Annotated in this window: 13 protein-coding genes; 7 read left to right on the plus strand and 6 right to left on the minus strand. The window is 50.1% G+C overall.

From position 1 onward, the window contains the following. The 3 genes from KO486_RS12905 to KO486_RS12915 all read right to left on the minus strand — a co-directional run. Positions 1-1,408 (minus strand): recombinase family protein (locus KO486_RS12905; RefSeq protein WP_216037701.1); only part of this gene is annotated, 1,408 nt, incomplete at its 3' end. Beyond that, positions 1,405-1,614 carry a hypothetical protein gene (locus tag KO486_RS12910; RefSeq protein WP_216037702.1) on the minus strand — a complete coding sequence of 70 codons (210 nt, stop codon included), beginning with the start codon at positions 1,612-1,614 and terminating at the stop codon, positions 1,405-1,407. The genes KO486_RS12905 and KO486_RS12910, both read right to left, overlap by 4 nt. 135 nt (positions 1,615-1,749) lie before the next feature. Then, positions 1,750-2,970: an AAA family ATPase gene (locus KO486_RS12915; protein WP_216037703.1), complete on the minus strand. Its 1,221-nt coding sequence runs from the start codon at positions 2,968-2,970 to the stop codon at positions 1,750-1,752. A gap of 997 nt (positions 2,971-3,967) precedes the next feature. Here KO486_RS12915 and KO486_RS12920 point away from each other — a divergent pair. The 7 genes from KO486_RS12920 (at position 3,968) to KO486_RS12950 (ending at position 16,088) form a co-directional block, all read left to right on the plus strand. After that, positions 3,968-5,296 (plus strand): hypothetical protein, encoded by a 1,329-nt coding sequence (locus KO486_RS12920; protein WP_216037704.1) that lies wholly within the window; start codon positions 3,968-3,970, stop codon positions 5,294-5,296. Positions 5,297-5,673: 377 nt separating this feature from the next. Continuing rightward, positions 5,674-7,353, plus strand: a complete 1,680-nt coding sequence (locus tag KO486_RS12925) for a class I SAM-dependent DNA methyltransferase (protein WP_216037705.1) — start codon at positions 5,674-5,676, stop codon at positions 7,351-7,353. After that, the gene (locus KO486_RS12930) at positions 7,343-8,692 is read left to right on the plus strand and encodes a restriction endonuclease subunit S (protein WP_216037706.1); all 1,350 of its coding nucleotides are present in this window, start codon (positions 7,343-7,345) and stop codon (positions 8,690-8,692) included. Before KO486_RS12925 ends, KO486_RS12930 begins: the two co-directional genes overlap by 11 nt. Next, positions 8,692-9,972 (plus strand): FRG domain-containing protein, encoded by a 1,281-nt coding sequence (locus KO486_RS12935; RefSeq protein WP_216037707.1) that lies wholly within the window; start codon positions 8,692-8,694, stop codon positions 9,970-9,972. Before KO486_RS12930 ends, KO486_RS12935 begins: the two co-directional genes overlap by 1 nt. Then, positions 9,969-13,085: a type I restriction endonuclease subunit R gene (locus tag KO486_RS12940; protein WP_216037708.1), complete on the plus strand. Its 3,117-nt coding sequence runs from the start codon at positions 9,969-9,971 to the stop codon at positions 13,083-13,085. Before KO486_RS12935 ends, KO486_RS12940 begins: the two co-directional genes overlap by 4 nt. 40 nt (positions 13,086-13,125) lie before the next feature. Further along, positions 13,126-14,271 carry a DUF4268 domain-containing protein gene (locus KO486_RS12945; protein WP_216037709.1) on the plus strand — a complete coding sequence of 382 codons (1,146 nt, stop codon included), beginning with the start codon at positions 13,126-13,128 and terminating at the stop codon, positions 14,269-14,271. 245 nt (positions 14,272-14,516) lie between these two features. After that, complete coding sequence (locus KO486_RS12950) at positions 14,517-16,088, plus strand: hypothetical protein (protein WP_216037710.1); 1,572 nt, start codon at positions 14,517-14,519, stop codon at positions 16,086-16,088. Between the two features lie 67 nt (positions 16,089-16,155). Here KO486_RS12950 and KO486_RS12955 read toward each other — a convergent pair whose 3' ends face one another. From KO486_RS12955 to KO486_RS12965, 3 genes are all read right to left on the minus strand, one after another. Continuing rightward, positions 16,156-16,470 carry a hypothetical protein gene (locus KO486_RS12955; RefSeq protein WP_216037711.1) on the minus strand — a complete coding sequence of 105 codons (315 nt, stop codon included), beginning with the start codon at positions 16,468-16,470 and terminating at the stop codon, positions 16,156-16,158. Between the two features lie 473 nt (positions 16,471-16,943). Beyond that, positions 16,944-17,972, minus strand: coding sequence for an AbrB family transcriptional regulator (locus KO486_RS12960; protein ID WP_216037712.1), 1,029 nt, complete (start codon positions 17,970-17,972; stop codon positions 16,944-16,946). Continuing rightward, a complete protein-coding gene (locus KO486_RS12965; RefSeq protein WP_216037713.1) occupies positions 17,969-18,619 on the minus strand; it encodes a GntR family transcriptional regulator in 651 nt (216 codons plus the stop codon). The genes KO486_RS12960 and KO486_RS12965 overlap by 4 nt, the downstream gene beginning before the upstream one ends. Between the last annotated feature and the right edge of the window lie 12 nt (positions 18,620-18,631).

The following is an 18,631-nucleotide window of genomic DNA, read 5'->3' on the forward strand; positions in this document are numbered from 1 at the left end:
ACCGGACACGTGTCTGATACTTCTCTGCCAACTTTGGGTGAATGCGGATGGGATCGTCGGCAGGTGCGTGCGAAAGCTGTGCCTCCAGCGCCTCTCGCCGCTCTGTGAGCGCTTGCATCTTATCCTTTACTTGTTCAGCCGGAATCCCAGCGATGATAGCGTCGACAAGTTTGCCGTGGTCGCGGGTGGCTGTCGCGAGCTCTTTCTCGAGTGCGCCGCGTCCTTGTTCTGCCTGTGCGCTCAGTCGGTTACGCTCCTTGGCGTATTCCTTACAGAAGACTTCAAGCAGGTCTTGGTCCATTAGATTGCCGTGCAGGGCACCTAAGACTCGTTCCTCCAGATCCGTTTGAGAAATCGTCAGGCGGTTTGTGCAGAGCGCTTTGCCTTTGTTGCGCGCTGTGGAGCAGCCAAACTGGGTTTGAGACACCTTGGAGAACCCACCACCACAACAGCTGCATTTTAAGAGACCTGAAAACAATGTACGCGGGCGACGTCTGTCCCAGATGTTATCGCCAGTGTTCTTGGTCTTTAGCGCTCCTTGGCGGGCTTTGGCTGCGTCCCAGAGAGTTTGCTCGATGATGCGCAATTCTGGGACATCTGATTTGACCCACTCATCTTCTGGATTGAGGCGCGATACGCGTTTGCCCGTATCGGGATCTTTGGCGTAGTTCAGTCGGTTCCAGATCTGGCGGCCGATATAGAGTTCGTTGTTGAGAATGCCGGTGCCGCGTTCCCTGTTCCCATGCAGCGTGGATGCGCCCCATCCTCGGCCGGAAGGACCTGGGATGCCTTCGTTGTTTAATGCTTCTGCGATCTTCTTAGGTGAAATGCCGTTGGCATAGTCTGTGAAAATACGCCGGACAGTCTTGGCTTCTTGCGCGTCGATCGTGCGGTCTCCGCGGATGGCCTCGCCATTGGGGCTGAGCTTGATTACATTCTTGTACCCATATGCTTTGCCGCCTGCGGACTTTCCTGCAAGTGCGCGACCCTTTAGGCCTCGATGCGTCTTGGCGGCAAGGTCTTTGATGAACAGAGAGTTCATCGTACCCTTGAGGCCGATGTGCATCTCTGAGACAGAGCCCTCGCTGACCGTCTCAATCATCACGGATTGGAATTCTAGCTTTTGATAAATGGACGCGATGTCCGCTTGATTGCGGGACAGACGGTCAAGCGCTTCCGAAATAACAACGTCGAATTGTCCGGTTGCGGCTGACCTCAGCAGATTTTGAATACCGCTGCGCATCAGGCTCGCGCCAGATGTGGCTTTGTCCGAGTAGACCTCAACCACATCCATCCCTTGCTTCGCTGCATAATCACGACATGTGCGGATTTGATCATCAATGGATGCATCACGCTGCATGTCTGTTGAAAAGCGGGCGTAGATGACGGCGCGAAGAGGCGAGTTCATGATGATGGCTCCTGTGGTTCTTCGGAATGGTCTGTCCGTGCGGCTTCGCGTGCGAGCGCCTTGATCGCGCTATGTAGCTCAGTGATATCGCGCGATTCTGATGGGCGTTTGGCCAGTGTTAAGCGTGGGTGCGAAACGTAAAGTGGGCGATGCTCGCTCAAAGGCAACGAGCCGTCTTCTGGGGTGCTATGTTTGGTCTTTGGCATAGAAAAAGTATCCTTATCTTCATTTAGCGCGACCAAAATCGGCCGCTATTAATGGCTAGGTAGGAGTAAAATTTGAAAAACCATATAGGTTGAGAAAGTTGGGCAGGGGATTCCTGTGGAAAACCCAAATTACCCCTAGTGCAGCACAGGGTTTTGCCCCACCGCAGCGGCTTCGTCGATGAGTTGTTGAATACTTCGCAAAGACGGCGGATGTCCCTGCGACACGTCAGTTGACACGCGTGCGATCAAACAATCAGTGACCTCTTCAAAGAGCCGACCAGCAGACTGTTCTCGGATGAGCTGGGCGAGATCCGTTTGCTCAGGATACCCAATATTGAACACACGGCAGCGATCAAGCAAAGGGGCTGGAATGCCCGCGATATCATTTGCTGTCATGATCCAGCTGATCTGGCTCATGTTGTAGCTGCGGCGTGTGTAAGGGCATTCCCACGCCTTTGATGACGAAGGCTCGAGCAAGCCAAGAAGAGCGCCTGTCAAAGATACCTGTTGCCCATTGCTGGCTGTCATCGTGCCTGCCTTCTCAATCTCATCAACGATCATGACAGGGTTTGCGATACCGGTCTTAGCGACCTCTTGCAGCGGCACACCCGCTTGCGATTTACCCCAAGTTGCGTCCGAACCCACAACCGTAAAACTGGCGTTTGATGCGGCAGCGTCAAGTGTTCTGACGGGAACACCAGCAAGCTGTGCCAATTTGCGTGCGTATGTCGACTTTCCGCACCCCGGCGGCCCGATCAAGATGAAAGGGGGCAGGTTCAGCCACGTTTGTCCGGCGCTATATTGCGCACGTAATGCTTTGTACGCCCAATCAGAAACTCCGGACATCCAGGGTGCAGACGCATGAAGTTCCGCAATCATCACGTCCAGACAATGCATCGTTTTGGGCCCGACCAATTCCGGACAAGATGTCGCGATCTCTTCCACGAACTTTTGAACCTCCTCGCGAGACGCGCCGCTTTTGCGGACAGATTGATGCCGACGTTCTGCATCTTTAAAGTCCTGTTCCGCGAGATCGTACACGAAGCTAACTTGCACCGCGTCTTTGACTGCAGCGATGAAGTCATCGTCTGGATCTTCGTGCGTAAATCCAAGTAGATCGATGAGGTCTTGAGCGATCAGGCCGCGCTGCGTGATGATCTCAGCAACGCGATCTGTCATGAAGTTGCCGATCTCGTCGTCAACACGCCGTTCAACCGCTCTGTCAGAGATCGCGTGTTCACGCAAAAACTCGGACAAGCCAGCGGCTTCAGCTCGTTTGAGAAGCTCGGATTTTTGCTCCCCGAGAGTGGTTTGTTTTGGGAGAAGTTCAGTAAAATCTTCGAGATAATGTGTCATTAGTCCACGCCTTTAGCATCCATTTGTAATGGCTAAATGGTACAGCGGATCTGATGATGGTCTTGTATGCACACGTCGATCGGCCAAGCCGATCGCTTGGTTTACAGCTCTATCGCTGTGATAATCAGTGGTGTGTGTATCAAAGTCATGGCGCAAATATCGGTGCAGGTCATGCTTAAATCAAGTGAAATAAATTCCGGAATGGAATATATTCTGAGCTGTGGCCCGGCCGCATCGGCGGTTGCGTGAGCGCAATTCTGGCGAAAACACTGCGACATCCATCGAGGTTAAGGCCATCAATTGGTTTTGTGTGCTGAGCGAAATGGCGTGCCATTCCTGCCACTCGAGCTCGGACAAAACGGCAAAGCGAAGTGTTATCGGCAACCATTGATCGCATCAATTTTAGATACGGAGAAAGAGTATCAAGCTCGGACAGCAGCAAGAACATCTGGGGGTCTTCGATATAGGGTGAGGGGGTTGCACCATGACATTCGGAACAAACGTAACCGTTGAAGATTTGAGGTTCGGCATAGAATTGCTGGACTCAAAATCTGTCAAAAAGATAATGAATACCTTAAGGTTTGGGTCTCGAAAGGGCGCGCAGCGAGCCCTTCGTTTGGAGTTTTGAAAGAGGGCAACGCGCCTCTTCACCGGACAGCCATAATCGCACCGTAGGGAAGATTATGGCTAGTAGGTTATGACACAGGCTGCTTATGACACAGGCTGCCCGAAGCCTTTCGAAACGATCGTCTTGTCTGGAGCGTTGCGCCGCTCCACCACGCTTCGTGGGGACACCCCACACCCCGGACCTATGAAAAAAGGAAAGAGAAAAGGGGGAATGTTTGTGAAATTTAGTGACCTAAGAGAATGAGGATGGTTTGAGGGAAACCGGACATTTGAACCGTTTGGCCGGCAATATCGGCGTTATCCACATCTGATCTGATCCGATGCCCATTCTTGGGTTTGGGCTTTCACGGGGTCACCCAATGCTGGTCATATGAAAGATTTATTTGACACCCCGACCGAACCAAAGACCGCAAACCCTTGGGCCGCATCTGTGCGGATCAAAAGCCGCACCTTGTCGCAAGCCTATGGGCAACGACGGCATGACTTCCGAGTTGGGATGCAGCCACAATACGTTGATCTGAGCAGGGCGAATTTGAACCGTGTGCTGTTAGAGCCGCGCCCACTTCCACAAATCCGCGATGAGATCGTGGAGCTTCGTGAGCGGCGTGGCGCACAAAGGGCGATGAAATCAAACTGTGCAATCGTAACGGCTGGGATTATCACTTTTGGCCGTGAAGCGGCAAAACAGTTCAACGGGCTCTCAATTGAACAGCAGGATGCGGCGTATCTGGAACTTGCCCAAGCACTGGCAAGTCACCTAAATACGCGCCTTGAGGCGTTGGTCCATCACGGCGACGAAACGGCCTCACATGCTCATTTTGAGCTGCGGGCTTTTGCGGGCAACGGGCATCCGATCAGCAAAGAAATGACACGCCAAGGGATGTCCGAATTGCAAGATATGACCGCCGAAATCCTGCAGCGTTATTGTCCGGACATTGAACGCGGTCACCGTAAAAAAGATCGGCTTGATGCAGGGGCGGATTATCCCGACACGCTCAATCGGTCTGTGCGCCAGTTGCACGAAGACCTCCCTTCGGAAATTGCGGTGAAAGAGCAAGAGATCCAAGGTCTGAATGCTGACATCGCCGAGAGACAGGCGTCGATTGCCAAAGATCAAGAGCGGGTCGCAAAATTGGAGTACAAAGAAGTGCTGCAAGCGAACGAAGAAAAACGCCTTGGCAAATACCGCGTTCGGATTGCGAAAAAAGTGGTAGCGTTGAAGGCGGTTCAATCGCAACAAGTCGAGCAACGTGAAAGATTGAAACAGCGTCAGGCAACACTTGAGCGAGCCGAACGAAAGAACGCGGCCAAGACGGAAGATCTCGTAAAAAAAACCGTTGCGGCTGACACCGCGATTGCCCAAGCAGAGTATGCCAAAGCGGATTACGAAGCAGGTGCGGCGGCGGTTGAGGCTATTGTTGAGGAAATGGCAAATGGCACCATTCAAGAAACTGCCGAGGAAATTACATTGCAGAATCCAGAACCAATTAAAGTGGCCTCGAAAAGAGTTCAAAAGCGTCTGACTACGTTGGTGCATCGATATCTTGACCTGCAGCTTGCATGGGAGAAGCGGACTGTTTGGTTGAATGAGATGCTCGGGAAAATGCAGAATTGGCTTGGGCGTGATGATTTGTCGGAAGGCGCGAGGAGTGAAGGTGACAGGATTGAGCGCGAATATGAAAGTTGGCCGGAGTTGTGATTTGGTGAAAGGCTTATAAAACTACGTGTGGCCTCATAGGTGGATTGCGGTCTGTCTCTGTAACCAACTGTTTTGTCCCAAGGCATGGGCGAAGTCCTGGGCAATCCTCTCGTCGCCACTGTGTAAATGGATCGACTGCTCATAACGCTGATGACGTCGAGCTCGCTCCGGTTGATTGCGAACTTGAGCGGCTGATGGGGCGTAAAGTCAAATTGCAACTTTAAGGATTAGTAGTTTACATACGGGAATACCATTGGTGATTAGGCGTTTTGGCCTTATCCAATCTCTTTGTTGGCACTGAAGTGGTTGAAATGTTTTAAGGCTATTTTGGCGTGATTTTAGAAGTAACGGCATGGATGCCGGTTTAAGGGCGAATTATGACTAACGAAGAAGAACAACAATTCCTGTCAAGCCTTGAGAAAAAGCTATGGAACGCCGCTGACAAACTACGCTCCACCCTGGACGCATCGCAATACAAGCATACAGTACTGGGCCTCGTTTTTCTCAAGTACGTCTCAGATTCCTTCCAGATTCGCCAAGATGAACTGATTGAGCAACTTAAAGACGCCGACCATGACTATTACCTAAATCCGGGCGATTATGGTGATGCAGAATCCGGAGAATACGCTGCGGAAATTTCCGCAGAGCTCGAGCAGCGCGATTACTATGCAGAAGTGAACGTCTTTTGGGTGCCGGCTGCTGCCCGTTGGAAATTCCTGCAAGACAACAACAAAACCGTCATTGGTGGTGCGGAACTTACACTCCCCGACGGCAATACGAAAAAGTTTAGCTCCGTTGGTCATCTGATCGATAACGCCCTTGAACAGATCGAAGCGGACAACCCAAAGCTTAAAGGCGTTCTTAATAAGCTCTACACCCGCCTGCAAATCGACCAAGCTAAGCTGGGCGAACTGATCGACCTTGTCGCTACAATCCCTTTCACGCACGCTAGCCTGAATTCCCAAGACATCCTTGGCCATGTCTACGAATACATGCTGGGGCAATTCGCGTTGGCTGAGGGCAAGAAGGGTGGCCAGTTCTATACGCCTAAGTCCATCGTTACCCTGATCGTGCAAATGCTAGAGCCCTTCAAAGGCCGTGTTTATGATCCCGCCATGGGGTCAGGTGGTTTCTTCGTTCAATCAGAGCACTTCATTAATGCCCACAAAGGCCGCATTGGTGATGTCTCAATCTACGGACAGGAATACAACCACACCACATGGCAACTTGCTGCCATGAATATGGCCATTCGAGGGATTGATTTTAACTTTGGGAAAGAGCCCGCCAGCACATATACCAACAATCAACACCCCGATCTGCGCGCTGATTACGTTATGGCCAACCCGCCCTTCAACATGAAGGAATGGGACGCAGGCGTCAGCGATAATGACCCGCGTTGGAAATACGGCACGCCGCCTTCGGGCAATGCCAACTTCGCATGGTTGCAACATATGCTCTATCACCTCGCGCCCAATGGCGCGTTGGGATTGTTGCTTTCTAATGGCTCGATGAGTTCCAACACCAATAACGAAGGCGCTATTCGCCAAAAGCTGATCGAAGAAGATCTGGTTGAATGCATGGTTGCCTTGCCAGGGCAGCTTTTCACCAACACGCAAATCCCCGCATGCATCTGGTTCTTGACTAAGAACAAGGGCGCGCGCACCTCTGCCAGTGGCCGCCTGTTACGCGACCGCAAAGGTGAGGTTTTGTTCATCGACGCGCGAAACTTGGGCTATATGAAAGACCGTGTTCTGCGTGATTTCACCGACGATGACCTAAGCCAAGTCACAGGTGCCTTCCACAATTGGCAAATGGGCGAAGGTTACGCCGATGTCGCAGGTTTCGTGAAATCCGCCAAACTTGAAGAGATCCAGAAACACGACCACGTCCTCACCCCCGGTCGCTATGTTGGCGCGGCAGATCAGGAAGAAGACAGTGAACCTTTCGCCGAGAAAATGGCGCGGCTGACTACCCAGTTGAAGGGGCAGTTTGAGGAATCTGATCTTCTGGAAGTTGAGATCAAGAAAAACTTGGCGGGGTTGGGTTATGGGTTTTGAGGTTGGAATACCGATTGATCAAATTACGGATGGAACACCGATAACCTATGGTGTCGTTAAACCGGGACCTGAAGACGGTTCTGGCGTTAAGTTCATACGCGGAGGTGATGTCGTTGGCGGCAAGATCAGGGTCAAAGAACTTCGAACGATTACTCATGATGTAAGCGCCCAATATAGGCGAACTCTACTGAAAGGTGGCGAACTCCTCGTGTCGTTAGTTGGAAACCCTGGCGAGGTCGCCGTTGTCCCAGCTGAATTATCCGGTTGCAATATTGCACGGCAGGTTGGGCTTATTAGGATAGACACCAGCAAGTTTAACCCCTGGTTCGTGCAATATTACCTCATGTCTCCACTGGGTAAGGCGCAACTTTTCGCATATTCAATGGGATCAGTGCAAAAAGTAATCAACCTTAAGGAACTAAAAAGGGTGGAAATCCCTGATGTTCCTCTGGGCGTCCAAAATAAGATCGTAAAACACCTAAGAGATTTAGACGACAAAATCGAACTGAACCGCCAAACCAACCAAACATTAGAAGCGATAGCGCAGGCGATGTTTAAGAGCTGGTTTGTGGATTTTAAACCCACTCGCGCGAAGATCAAAGCAGTTGAGGACGGCCAAGACCCCACCCGCGCCGCCATGGCCGCCATCGCCGGAAAAACCATCGATCAACTCGACACGCTCTCCGCCGAACAAATCAAATCCCTCACCACCTCTGCAGCTCTTTTCCCAGATGCCTTCGAACCGTCTGCTCTCGGCGAAATTCCGGAGGGATGGGAGGCTGGCGAATTGAACGATATAGCCAAATTTCCAACAGGCCGAGTTGATCTTTCTAACCTGTCGCAAGAAACATATATTTCAACAGAAAATATGCTTGAAAACAAGAGAGGCATAACAAGTGCTTCATCTCTGCCTGCAGTGAAAACAGTTCCAAATTTTGATGCAGGACATATTTTGATTTCTAACATCCGCCCATATTTCATGAAGATTTGGCTTGCTTGTTTTCAAGGCGGGCGGTCAAATGATGTCCTTGGTTTTGAAGCGAAGGAAGAGGGCGGGACCGAGTACCTTTATAACCTTCTGTACCAAGATAAATTTTTCGAATTTATGATGACGACCTCTAAGGGGGCGAAGATGCCGCGTGGGGATAAAGACGCCATAATGGGGTGGAGTTGTGTGCATCCAAAATTAGATATCAAGAAAGCTTATTCCAGCCTCGTAAGGGTTTTTTACCAGGATATCGAGGCAAGAAATGTTGAGAATAGATCATTGGAACAACTGCGAGATACGCTCCTGCCTCAACTCCTTTCTGGCGAAATTGAGTTGAGTGAGGCGTCTTGATGTCGGTACAGGAAGAATACTCAAAAAGAGATGCCGCTTATCATAAGAACCTCCCCGCGTGGCCAGATTTTGATGTTTATGATAAACACGTTGATGGGCTTATCCCTGCCGCGCGTTTGGACACATGGGAACAATTTCATGAACTGGTGAAAACCTATCGGTCTGGGCACAGCGAAGTTGAGTACGTTTTTCGTGGGCAGCATCGGTACGATTGGCCGTTGCAGCCAACACTGGATCGGCTCTCATCTGGCGCTATCGAAGAAGAAATCGCTAAAAAACAGTTGCGCAATTTCCGGCTTTCGGTTCGCGGCCGTGTTCCTGATAGCGCACTGCATATTTTGGATGATGACGATGTTTGGGCGATGGGACAGCATCACGGCTTGGCAACGCCTTTACTTGATTGGACCTCTGCACCGTATGTTGCATTGTTTTTCGCCTTCTTGAATGAAGACCGGTCAACATGGACGGATGACAAAGGTGATCCAGAAAACTGCAGCCGTGTCATCTATGTTCTAAACAAGTCTTTTATCGAAGACCTTGTTGGGGACCCGAATGATGATCCGCTTGAACGCGATTACCCAAAAATTGTTGAGCCTTCAAAGGATGATCATGGACGACTGGTCAATCAGGCAGGACTTTTCACGATGGCCCCGTTTCGCGAAACGATTGAATCCTCATTGTTGAAGGCACTGACAGATTCAGACGTCAACATTGATGATCCAACAGAGCTTAGCAAATATATCTGTAAGATTCACATTCCCAATGCGCCGGAAATCCGCCGGATGTGCCTGCAGCACCTAAGAAAGATGAACATTCATTATGGAAGTTTGTTTCCTGATGTCATTGGCGCATCTGGATATTGTAATGAGCTCATTAGCGAAGCCATCGAGAACCGGAGCAGAGCAAAGCCTGCTCTTACGGAAAATAGGGAAGAGATAATATCGCCCGTGACGGTGAAGGACTTTGTTATAGCCGAAACTGATGCCGTGATACGCGAGTTGATTTCAGCTCTTATCGTCGACGACAGCGTGAAGGGTAGTGTTTCTGAGGCAAAACTGAAGGTTATCGTGAAAACGGTGTTCGATTTTGTTCAAAATAAAGCTGGGGTGGACTGGTATGCGCGCGACTCTCAGCTCTCCCGCTTGAAAAACATCATTCGGCGTCAATTAAAAGGCATCCAATTTCCAGATGATTTTGTCTCAATGGCCGCAAATTCTGTAGCCCAAAAAGCTGCGGACATGAGCAAAGAGGAAGAAGAGAATATGGGGGCAGCAGAATGATTACTGAAGATCAACTCGAGCAGCTGTGCCTCAATTGGTTCCAATCCATTGGATACGACTATATCTGCGGGTACGACATTGCCCCTGATGGGCCATCGCCGGAACGCACCGATTATCGACAGATTGTCTTGCATGATCGACTGCTTGATCGCCTCGCAGTGATCAATCCTCAGATTCCATCGGTGACGTTAGAGCAAGTCGCGTTACAGTTGGCAAAGCCAGAAACGCCGATTTTGATCAAGAATAACAAAGCGTTTCATCAGGTCCTGTTGGAAGGTGTGAAGGTCACGTTTCAGGATGCCTCCGGTGAGGAGAAGACCGACTATGTCCGTCTGATTGATTTTGATGCCGTGGGGAACAATCAGTTTCTTGTTGTTAATCAGTATACGATCACTGGCACCAAGGGGAACCGCCGCCCAGATGTGATTGTGTTTATCAATGGCCTGCCGATTTCGGTGCTGGAGTTGAAAAACCCTGCTGACAAGAACGCGGATATTTGGTCTGCGTATCAACAGCTAGAGACCTATAAGGAAGAAATTTCCGACCTCTTTGCCTTCAATGAGGCCTTGGTGATTAGTGATGGCCTCAGCGCACGTATCGGTTCGCTGACGGCAAACAAAGAACGATTTATGGCTTGGCGTACTGTCGCGCATGAAAAAGACAGACCGCCATTTGAGTATGCGCTGGAGACACTTGTTAAGGGGTTTTTCCAACCTGATTTGCTTTTGGATTACATCCGACATTTTGTGCTTTTCGAGCAAGACAATGACGTCACGATCAAGAAGATCGCTGGTTATCATCAGTTCCACGCAGTCCGCGCGGCGGTTGACGCGTCCATTACTGCGACTAAGGCCCAAGGCGACAAGGCGGGTAAAGCGGGTGTTGTTTGGCATACTCAAGGATCTGGTAAATCGATCTCTATGGTGTGTTATGCAGGAAAGCTGTTAGCGCAGCCTGAAATGAATAACCCGACGATAGTCGTTGTGACTGATCGCAACGATCTGGATGGACAGCTTTTCGATACTTTTGGGATGGCAGTAGAAACGCTGAAGCAAACGCCCGTTCAGGCTGGCGATAGAGACGAGTTGCGCGAAATCCTTGCGTCCCGTCAGTCTGGTGGAATCATTTTCACGACGGTTCAGAAGTTCGCCCTGGAGAAAAGCGAAACCGCCCATCCAATCCTAAGCGAGCGTAAGAATATCGTTGTTGTGAGTGATGAAGCTCATCGCAGTCAATATGGGGATAAGGCCAAGCTTAACCCTAAAACTGGCAAGTACACTTTCGGTTTCTCAAAGCATATGCGTGACGCCTTGCCCGAGGCTTCTTTTATTGGATTTACCGGCACGCCTATTGATACAGGTGACAAAGACACGCGTGCGGTATTTGGCGACTATGTTTCGGTATATGACATCCAAGACGCCGTTGATGATGGCGCAACCGTTCCGATCTATTATGAATCTCGCTTGGCCAAGTTAAATATTAATGAGGCGGAAATTGAGGCATTGAACGACGACGTAGACGAAGTCATCGAAGATGAAGAAGACGTCTCGGCGCGAGAAAAGACTAAGTCTCAATGGTCAGCTTTGGAAAAACTTGTCGGCAGTGGTTCAAGGGTTACTGAAGTTGGCAAAGACCTAGTCCAACATTTTGAAGAACGCATAGGGAGCATGCCCGGAAAAGGTATGATTGTTTGTATGAGCCGCGAAATTTGCGCGGATATGTACAATGCCATCGTAGTCCTTAGGCCAGATTGGCATGATGAAGACCCAACTAAGGGGGGCATCAAAATCGTAATGACAGGCTCCGCATCTGATAAAGAAAAACTGCGGCCTCATATTTACAGCAAAGAAACGAAAAAGCTGTTTGAGAAGCGCTTTAAAGATGTGAACGACCCCCTGCAGTTAGTGATCGTAAGGGACATGTGGCTAACGGGTTTCGATGCCCCTAATTGCCATACAATGTATATCGATAAGCCTATGAAAGGGCATAATTTGATGCAGGCAATTGCTCGTGTCAATAGAGTGTTTAAGGATAAGCCTGGCGGCCTCGTCGTCGACTACATTGGCATTGCTAATGAACTGAAGCAGGCTTTGAAGACATACACTGGGTCCAACGGTAAGGGTAAACCCACTCATGACACGCATGAGGCCTATTCTGTTCTTTTAGAGAAGATGGATGTGGTTCGCGGAATTTTGCATGGTTTCGATTATAGCGGCTTCGAACAGAATGCTGTGCAATTGCTTCCAGGGGCGATGAACCACATTTTGGGCGCGCAGGGAGACAGCGACAACCTTGATGGCAAACGGCGTTTTTTGGATGTCATGGCGGCTATCGGCAAGGCGTACACCCTGTGTAGCACTATGGATGAAGTCGACCCACTCAAGAAAGAAATAGCTTTTCTGAGCGCAGTTAAAAACGCGATTACAAAATTTACAACTGTCGACAAGCGCCGGACAGATGAAGAAAAAAACTCTGCTTTGAAGCAGATAATTGACAACGCGATTGTTGCCGATGGTGTCGATGATATTTTCCATTTGGTCGGGTTAGATAAGCCAAACATCGGATTGCTGTCTCCGGAATTCATGGAAGATGTCGCTAAGCTTGAAGAAAAGAACCTGGCTGTCGACTTGCTGGAGCGCTTGCTACGCGATGAGGTGAAAGCCCGTATGAAAACCGATGTTGTGTCGGAGAAAAAGTACTCAGACAGAATATTGGAAACCCTTCGCAAATATCACAACCGCGCGATTGAGACAGCTCAAGTGATTGAAGAGCTGATACAGATGGCCAAAGACATGGCCGAGGATGCCGAACTAGCGGAAAAATCTGGTCTAAACCCCGATGAGGTAGCCTTCTACAGGGCGTTGATTCAAAATGAATCCGCTGTAAAGGAACTTGGAGATAATAACCTTCGGGAGTTGGCAAAGCATGTCACTGCGCAGTTAAAGAAGAGTACTACCGTTGACTGGCAGGTTCGAGACAGCGTCAGAGCGAAATTACGCAACCTTGTTCGCAGAGCTTTGAGAAAATGGAAATACCCGCCCGACAGGGCAGATGAAGCGGTGGAGCTGTGTTTAAAACAGGCTGAAGCATTAAGCGAAAGCTGGAGTAGCTAAGCTTCAAAAATCTCTCGTGAGTTGCCTAAATTAGAAGTGAGTGACGCAATTGTTCCAAGTAAATCGTTCCGAGAACCGTCTGACCAAACTTGAAGCAAAACGCTTCTCTGAGCTCAACCTACGTGAGAGGGAGCACCTGCAAGAATGGCTTGCCAATCAACCTGATGCGTTGGGTGAGGAGCTGTTGATCATTCAGAAGGAATTCGATGGTTTTGCGGACACGAGGGAACGCCTCGACCTGCTGGCGCTAGATAAAGATGGGCGACTTGTTGTGATAGAGAACAAGCTCGATGACACAGGCCGCGACGTGACATGGCAGGCGCTAAAATACACAGCCTATGTCTCTGGCCTTACGAAGGCGCAGATCGTAGATATTTACCAACAGTACCTCGATCGCTATTGCGGAGGGGGCAATGCCGTAGCCAGCATTTGCGAGTTTCTGGATGAAGAGGAGCTGGACGAAGTCGTCCTAAACCCTGGTAACGATCAACGCCTTATTTTCATCGCAGCACATTTTCGCAAAGAGGTGACGGCAACAGTACTGTGGCTCCGCGAAAACCGCATTGATGCTCGCTGTTTTAAAGTACTGCCCTATGTGTTTGAAGACGAACTGTTTGTCGATATCCAGCCTGTAATTCCCACGCCCGAAGCCGCTGACTTTATGATTGGTATGGCTGAGAAAGAAACAGAAGTCCGCGGCGCAAAAGGTGAGCAAAAGAACCGCCACAAACTGCGCCGCGAGTACTGGGGCATGACCCTTGATGCGTTGCGGGAAGAAGGTGTGACGCTTTATCAGAACATCAGCCCTAGTAAGGACCATTGGTTGAGCGCAGGGGCAGGCCTCAGTTCGTGCAACTATGCACTTATTTTTGCCAAGGCTGAGCTCAGAGTTGAGTTCACATTTGGCCGGGCCGTTGCCGAAGAAAATAAGTGGTTGTTTGACCGGCTGGTCGAAAATAAATCCCAAATTGAGACTGCCTTTGGCCATGAAATTGAATGGCTTCGGCTGGACGAGAAAAAGGCCAGCCGTCTACAATTTGGTGTGCCATGCGAAGGGTACAATCGTGAAAACTGGCATGAATACGTAAGTTGGCATGTGGAGCATATCCGCAAATGGGAGTTGGCGTTGAAGGACCACATAGTCGGGTTAAACCGAGCGTTGAAAACAAGAGGTGATGCGTCATGAAGGTATGGGTGAGCGAAGTAGATCCTTCGACGGTCATCAATATCTGGTTCTCTAATTGGGTGTTTGGGTCAAGCTCGTTTCTTTCTTAGTTTTTGGGCCTTGGTCTTTCATCCGGGTCACGCTTCTCTTCGCAGTCTGATTGATGCTCTGTAGTTGCATCGCGACATGTATGTGTAGGATCGGCAGTGGATTGTGCGAACACTGAATGAATCCGCAACAGCATAAGTATTTAGGAATTTTTCATTTTGATTAAGAACAATAAAGAAGCGCCTTCGCTGTCAGTACAAGCGGCAAAGGTGACAGGTCGTTCAGCACTATTTTTAACAAAATCTGCTGGGAAAGTCGGTTGGGCAATTGCCAAGCCCGTGGGGCGGCAAACCGGAAAATTGGCTCTAAAAGGCGGCAAAGCCGTCAAAGATCATGCGTCTGTAAAGTATGCCGAGTATGAACTGAGACATGCTGAATATACTTCAGAGAACTTTTACGAAAAAGGCGCGATGGCTTTAGAAGACCTCGTCGATGCATTGCTGATCGAGAAACAGGGGACTTCGGCAAGGATCGTCAGAGCCCTTTCTGTAAAGCTTGCAGCTGCAGGTACGACAGCTGGCCTATTCTCTATCGCATCTATTCTTGGAACAGCCAGTACTGGAACTGTAATTTCTTCGCTTTCGGGTGCTGCGTTCAATAGTGCTGCATTAGCTTGGATTGGTGGAAGCGTTGCAACTGGCGGATGGATCGTCTTGGGAGCTGCGACTGCTGGTGGCGCGGTGGCATACTTCGGATCTCGCAAGATTATCAACAAATGGACTGGTAAACGACGCAAGAAAAAGTCGTTAGATGAGCAAGAAATGCGATTTGTTGAAACCTGTTTGATGTTGGCGACTGCTTTTCGTGAGCGCGCCGGCCAAAACTCTGTATTGGACCCGATCACCGCTCATACCTTGCAGCAACACTTGACGGACGACCTCCTTAATCAGCTGGATATCTGCATCGCAAAAGTCACTGACTGGCCCGATCTACCACGCAGGAAACTTGAGGATCGCAAGGTGGATTTGATCAAATTATTTGGCGCTATTTCATCGTTTGAAAGAGAAAAAACGTCAACCACATCTGCGGCAACCCCACTCTTCACCGGTGTGGTTTCAGCGACAGTGTTGAAATTGATGTCATCAAACCTCCCATCTTTTACAGACGATGAAGAATTGGTGCTTCAGGCATTGCGGCGCTCCAATAATAGCCTCGCTAATGCAAGTAATATCGATCTTTCAAACTATGTGCAGGATCTGTCCATGGACCAAATTGCAGGCCTGAAGAACAATGTAAAAGGCATCTATCATGAACTTGCCTTCCAGCAGCGAGAGAACCTTGATGGAGACGAGTACATCGTAGAGCTCTTCGAGGACACTAACCACGCGGGCGCAGATGTCCGAATTATAAATACGGTGACTGGCAATTGTTCTGAGGTTCAACTCAAGGCAACAAACTATGAGTCTTATGTACGTGAACATAATCAAAAATACGAAAACATCGAAGTTTTGACGACCAGTGAGATTGCGGATGCATCACCTGATTGGGGGGACTCAGGGTTCAGCAATGCTGAGATCACGGATGACACCGGCTTGGCCCTACAAAAGCTCAGCCAAGGTACCGAGGCCGCCGTTATCGACAGTATGGCTGTTGCGGCGATGGTGACACTTGCTACCAACGCAAAGTCTATGTTGAAGGGAGACGCCCTTTCGACAGCTGAGAAGCAAAAAATAATCCAAGACGGAGTTGTAGCTGCAAGCGTAGCTGGCTTGGTGCAGCTGATAATTTAGTCGCCGATTGGTTAAACAAGAGAAACCGATGACAAGTGAGGCACCAGGAACACATTGTGCGGATGTGTTATCCAAGCTCAAAAGAATCTTCGTCAGGATCCTCATCCGGATGAGGATAATCATCAGGAAATAGTATAAAGCGCATCCAGGTTAAAGAAGGAACTAATTCCTGCTCTGGAATTGGCAAATCATTATTTTTATCGCACAGTGTTGTCGAACAATTCAAAAAATTCAAAAATTCAAGAAAATAGGCCCAGTCGTTATCGTCGACTGTTTCTTCGCCATATTTATTGTGGAAATGTTCAATATATACTTTCTTAGATTTTTCCAAATGTTCACAGATGTTTTGTGTCCATTTGTCGTGAAAATTTTTAATTGGCATGCTTCGCCCTCTAAGTTAGATAATTTATATCATGATAAGCACCTAATCTAAGGTAGAGTTCTACAAAAGAATATTCGTCCCTTACCGAGAAATTCGTGTTTGGTGCAAGTCATGAAAACAGTGTCCAAATCGAGCTCCCGCAACCAACATACACAAATCAACACCCAAAAAACTGGCCCCTGCCGCGCTAAGACACACCACAAATGTAGATCTGAGCGGCGCAATTGGATCGACATTAAGTGATCCGATGGCGCGTGAAATGGTCTTTTCCTTCTGGAGCGAGGTGCACACCCGTGGCCCAAGGCTACAGAACCTCCTTAGATGTCACTGTTACGGCCTCTTTTAGTGCACGCGCTGTCGGTGTGTCTTCATGTACGGGCCGAGACAGCAGTCCGATGGGGCGTATGACAGTGGGATGGGTCACAGCGCACCACGCTAGACCACCCAAAACAACGCCGGCCAGAGCCATGTGATCAATCCTGAGGTTTCTCACTAAACAGTCGGGCCGCGAACGGTGCACCGACAATCACCGTTACGATCCGCAACACATGGTGCGCGATTACAAAGGCCATGTCTGCCCCTGCGATCAACGCCAGAACCGTCATCTCCGCCTGACCACCGGGCGCGAACGCCAAGAGAGTTTCCATCGGCGGGGCCAGATCAAGAAGGTGAATCACCTCCACAAAGAACGCCGCAAGGATGAGCAGGATCACGCAAAAGCCCAAGGCCGCAACAACCACGCGGCGCAGCTCCTCTCCTGTGATGCCTGCGTATTTTGACCCAACGACCATGCCAATGTAAAATTGCGCAAGCCAGATGGCTTCGGCGGGCGGGCGATGTTCCAAAATGCCAAGTAAGGCGAGAACAGCGGCCAGTATCATCGGCCCAAGGATGGATGCGCCAATCATTCCGACGGCCTTGGCGATTTGCCAGCCCGCCAATCCGGCCACGGCCAGCAACACCAGCTGAAACACCGGCAAGCTTGACGCAGGTGCGCCCGGTGGGTTGCTGAGATCTACGCCCCAGTATCCTTTCAGGATAAAGGGCAAGGCGGCCACGATGACCATGACCCGCGTGGCATGGACCAGTGACAGGGCTCGCACATCGCCACCGGCTTCTTCGCCAAACAGCAACATGTCCTGCAAGCCACCCGGCATGGCCGAATAGTAACTGGTTGGGAAATCAAATCCCCAAAGCTTTTGGAAGTAGGGAACGCCGACCAGCCCGATGACACACACCATCACCGGAACGAGGACCAGCGTCGTCCACATGGAGGCCATGCTGATAACAAGAGCCACGGTGAATGTTGATCCAACCGCGACGCCAAGGATCGATCGCATCGCATTGTTCAGAAGGGGAATCCCCTTCATCTGCACCCCCAGAAGGGCTGCGATCAAACAGGCTGTGATAGGCCCCAAAAGCCAAGGCAACGGTAGCCTGAGAAGAACAAATACAATGCCTCCGATTGCTGCGATAGCGTGCGTAACAAGTACTCGTTTCATCCCCACATCACCTTCAGCCTATACCGCAGAGAGGTCTGCAAATGCGCCTCAGCCGCCGCGCCCGCACCGATCATGTCACCCGCACCGATGGCGTCCATGATTTGTTGATGTTGGTGCACGACGATCGAAACACGCTCTGGGTCGGCCAGTGTTGTCGGCCCAAGCAAAAGTAAGGCGTTGTTCATGGCCCGTGCGGCATCCAACAGAAACCGATTACGGGCAGAAAGATAGATCGCTTGGTGAAACCGTTGGTTGATCGCGGCTGCGCGGGCCGCGTTGTTTTGCGCATTCGAAATCTCGTCGTTTAAGGCGGCCATCGCATCCACCTCGGCTTCGGCTGCGTGTTTGGCGGCCATTTCTGCGGCCGTGCGTTCCAGAACCAATCGCATTTCATATAGCTCGACAACTTCGGCCTGTCCCAGCTTTCGGATCACCGCGCCATATCGCGGGCGATGTTCGATGATGTTCTCGGCCTCTAGCCGTCGCAGTGCTTCGCGGACGGGAGTGCGGGACAATGTTAATCTTTCGGAAACTTCGATTTCGCGAAGCCGATCACCCGGTTGATAGATGCCTGCTTCGATGGCTTGCATAAGCTTTGCAAATGCCACGCCCCCTTGGGACAGGTTTTCTTCATCTTCGGTTTTCATTGACTATCCTTG

It is taken from the genome of Octadecabacter sp. B2R22 (genome assembly GCF_018861045.1).
Classification (GTDB): domain Bacteria; phylum Pseudomonadota; class Alphaproteobacteria; order Rhodobacterales; family Rhodobacteraceae; genus Octadecabacter.

What these genes read in the sequence shown, in the direction of transcription:
- KO486_RS12935 (WP_216037707.1), top strand. Translation starts at nt 8,692, where the DNA reads ATGTCGGTACAGGAAGAATACTCAAAAAGAGATGCCGCTTATCATAAG.
- KO486_RS12920 (WP_216037704.1), top strand. Translation starts at nt 3,968, where the DNA reads ATGAAAGATTTATTTGACACCCCGACCGAACCAAAGACCGCAAACCCT.
- KO486_RS12955 (WP_216037711.1), bottom strand. Translation starts at nt 16,470, where the DNA reads ATGCCAATTAAAAATTTTCACGACAAATGGACACAAAACATCTGTGAA.
- KO486_RS12915 (WP_216037703.1), bottom strand. Translation starts at nt 2,970, where the DNA reads ATGACACATTATCTCGAAGATTTTACTGAACTTCTCCCAAAACAAACC.
- KO486_RS12965 (WP_216037713.1), bottom strand. Translation starts at nt 18,619, where the DNA reads ATGAAAACCGAAGATGAAGAAAACCTGTCCCAAGGGGGCGTGGCATTT.
- KO486_RS12925 (WP_216037705.1), top strand. Translation starts at nt 5,674, where the DNA reads ATGACTAACGAAGAAGAACAACAATTCCTGTCAAGCCTTGAGAAAAAG.
- KO486_RS12910 (WP_216037702.1), bottom strand. Translation starts at nt 1,614, where the DNA reads ATGCCAAAGACCAAACATAGCACCCCAGAAGACGGCTCGTTGCCTTTG.
- KO486_RS12940 (WP_216037708.1), top strand. Translation starts at nt 9,969, where the DNA reads ATGATTACTGAAGATCAACTCGAGCAGCTGTGCCTCAATTGGTTCCAA.
- KO486_RS12930 (WP_216037706.1), top strand. Translation starts at nt 7,343, where the DNA reads ATGGGTTTTGAGGTTGGAATACCGATTGATCAAATTACGGATGGAACA.
- KO486_RS12960 (WP_216037712.1), bottom strand. Translation starts at nt 17,972, where the DNA reads ATGAAACGAGTACTTGTTACGCACGCTATCGCAGCAATCGGAGGCATT.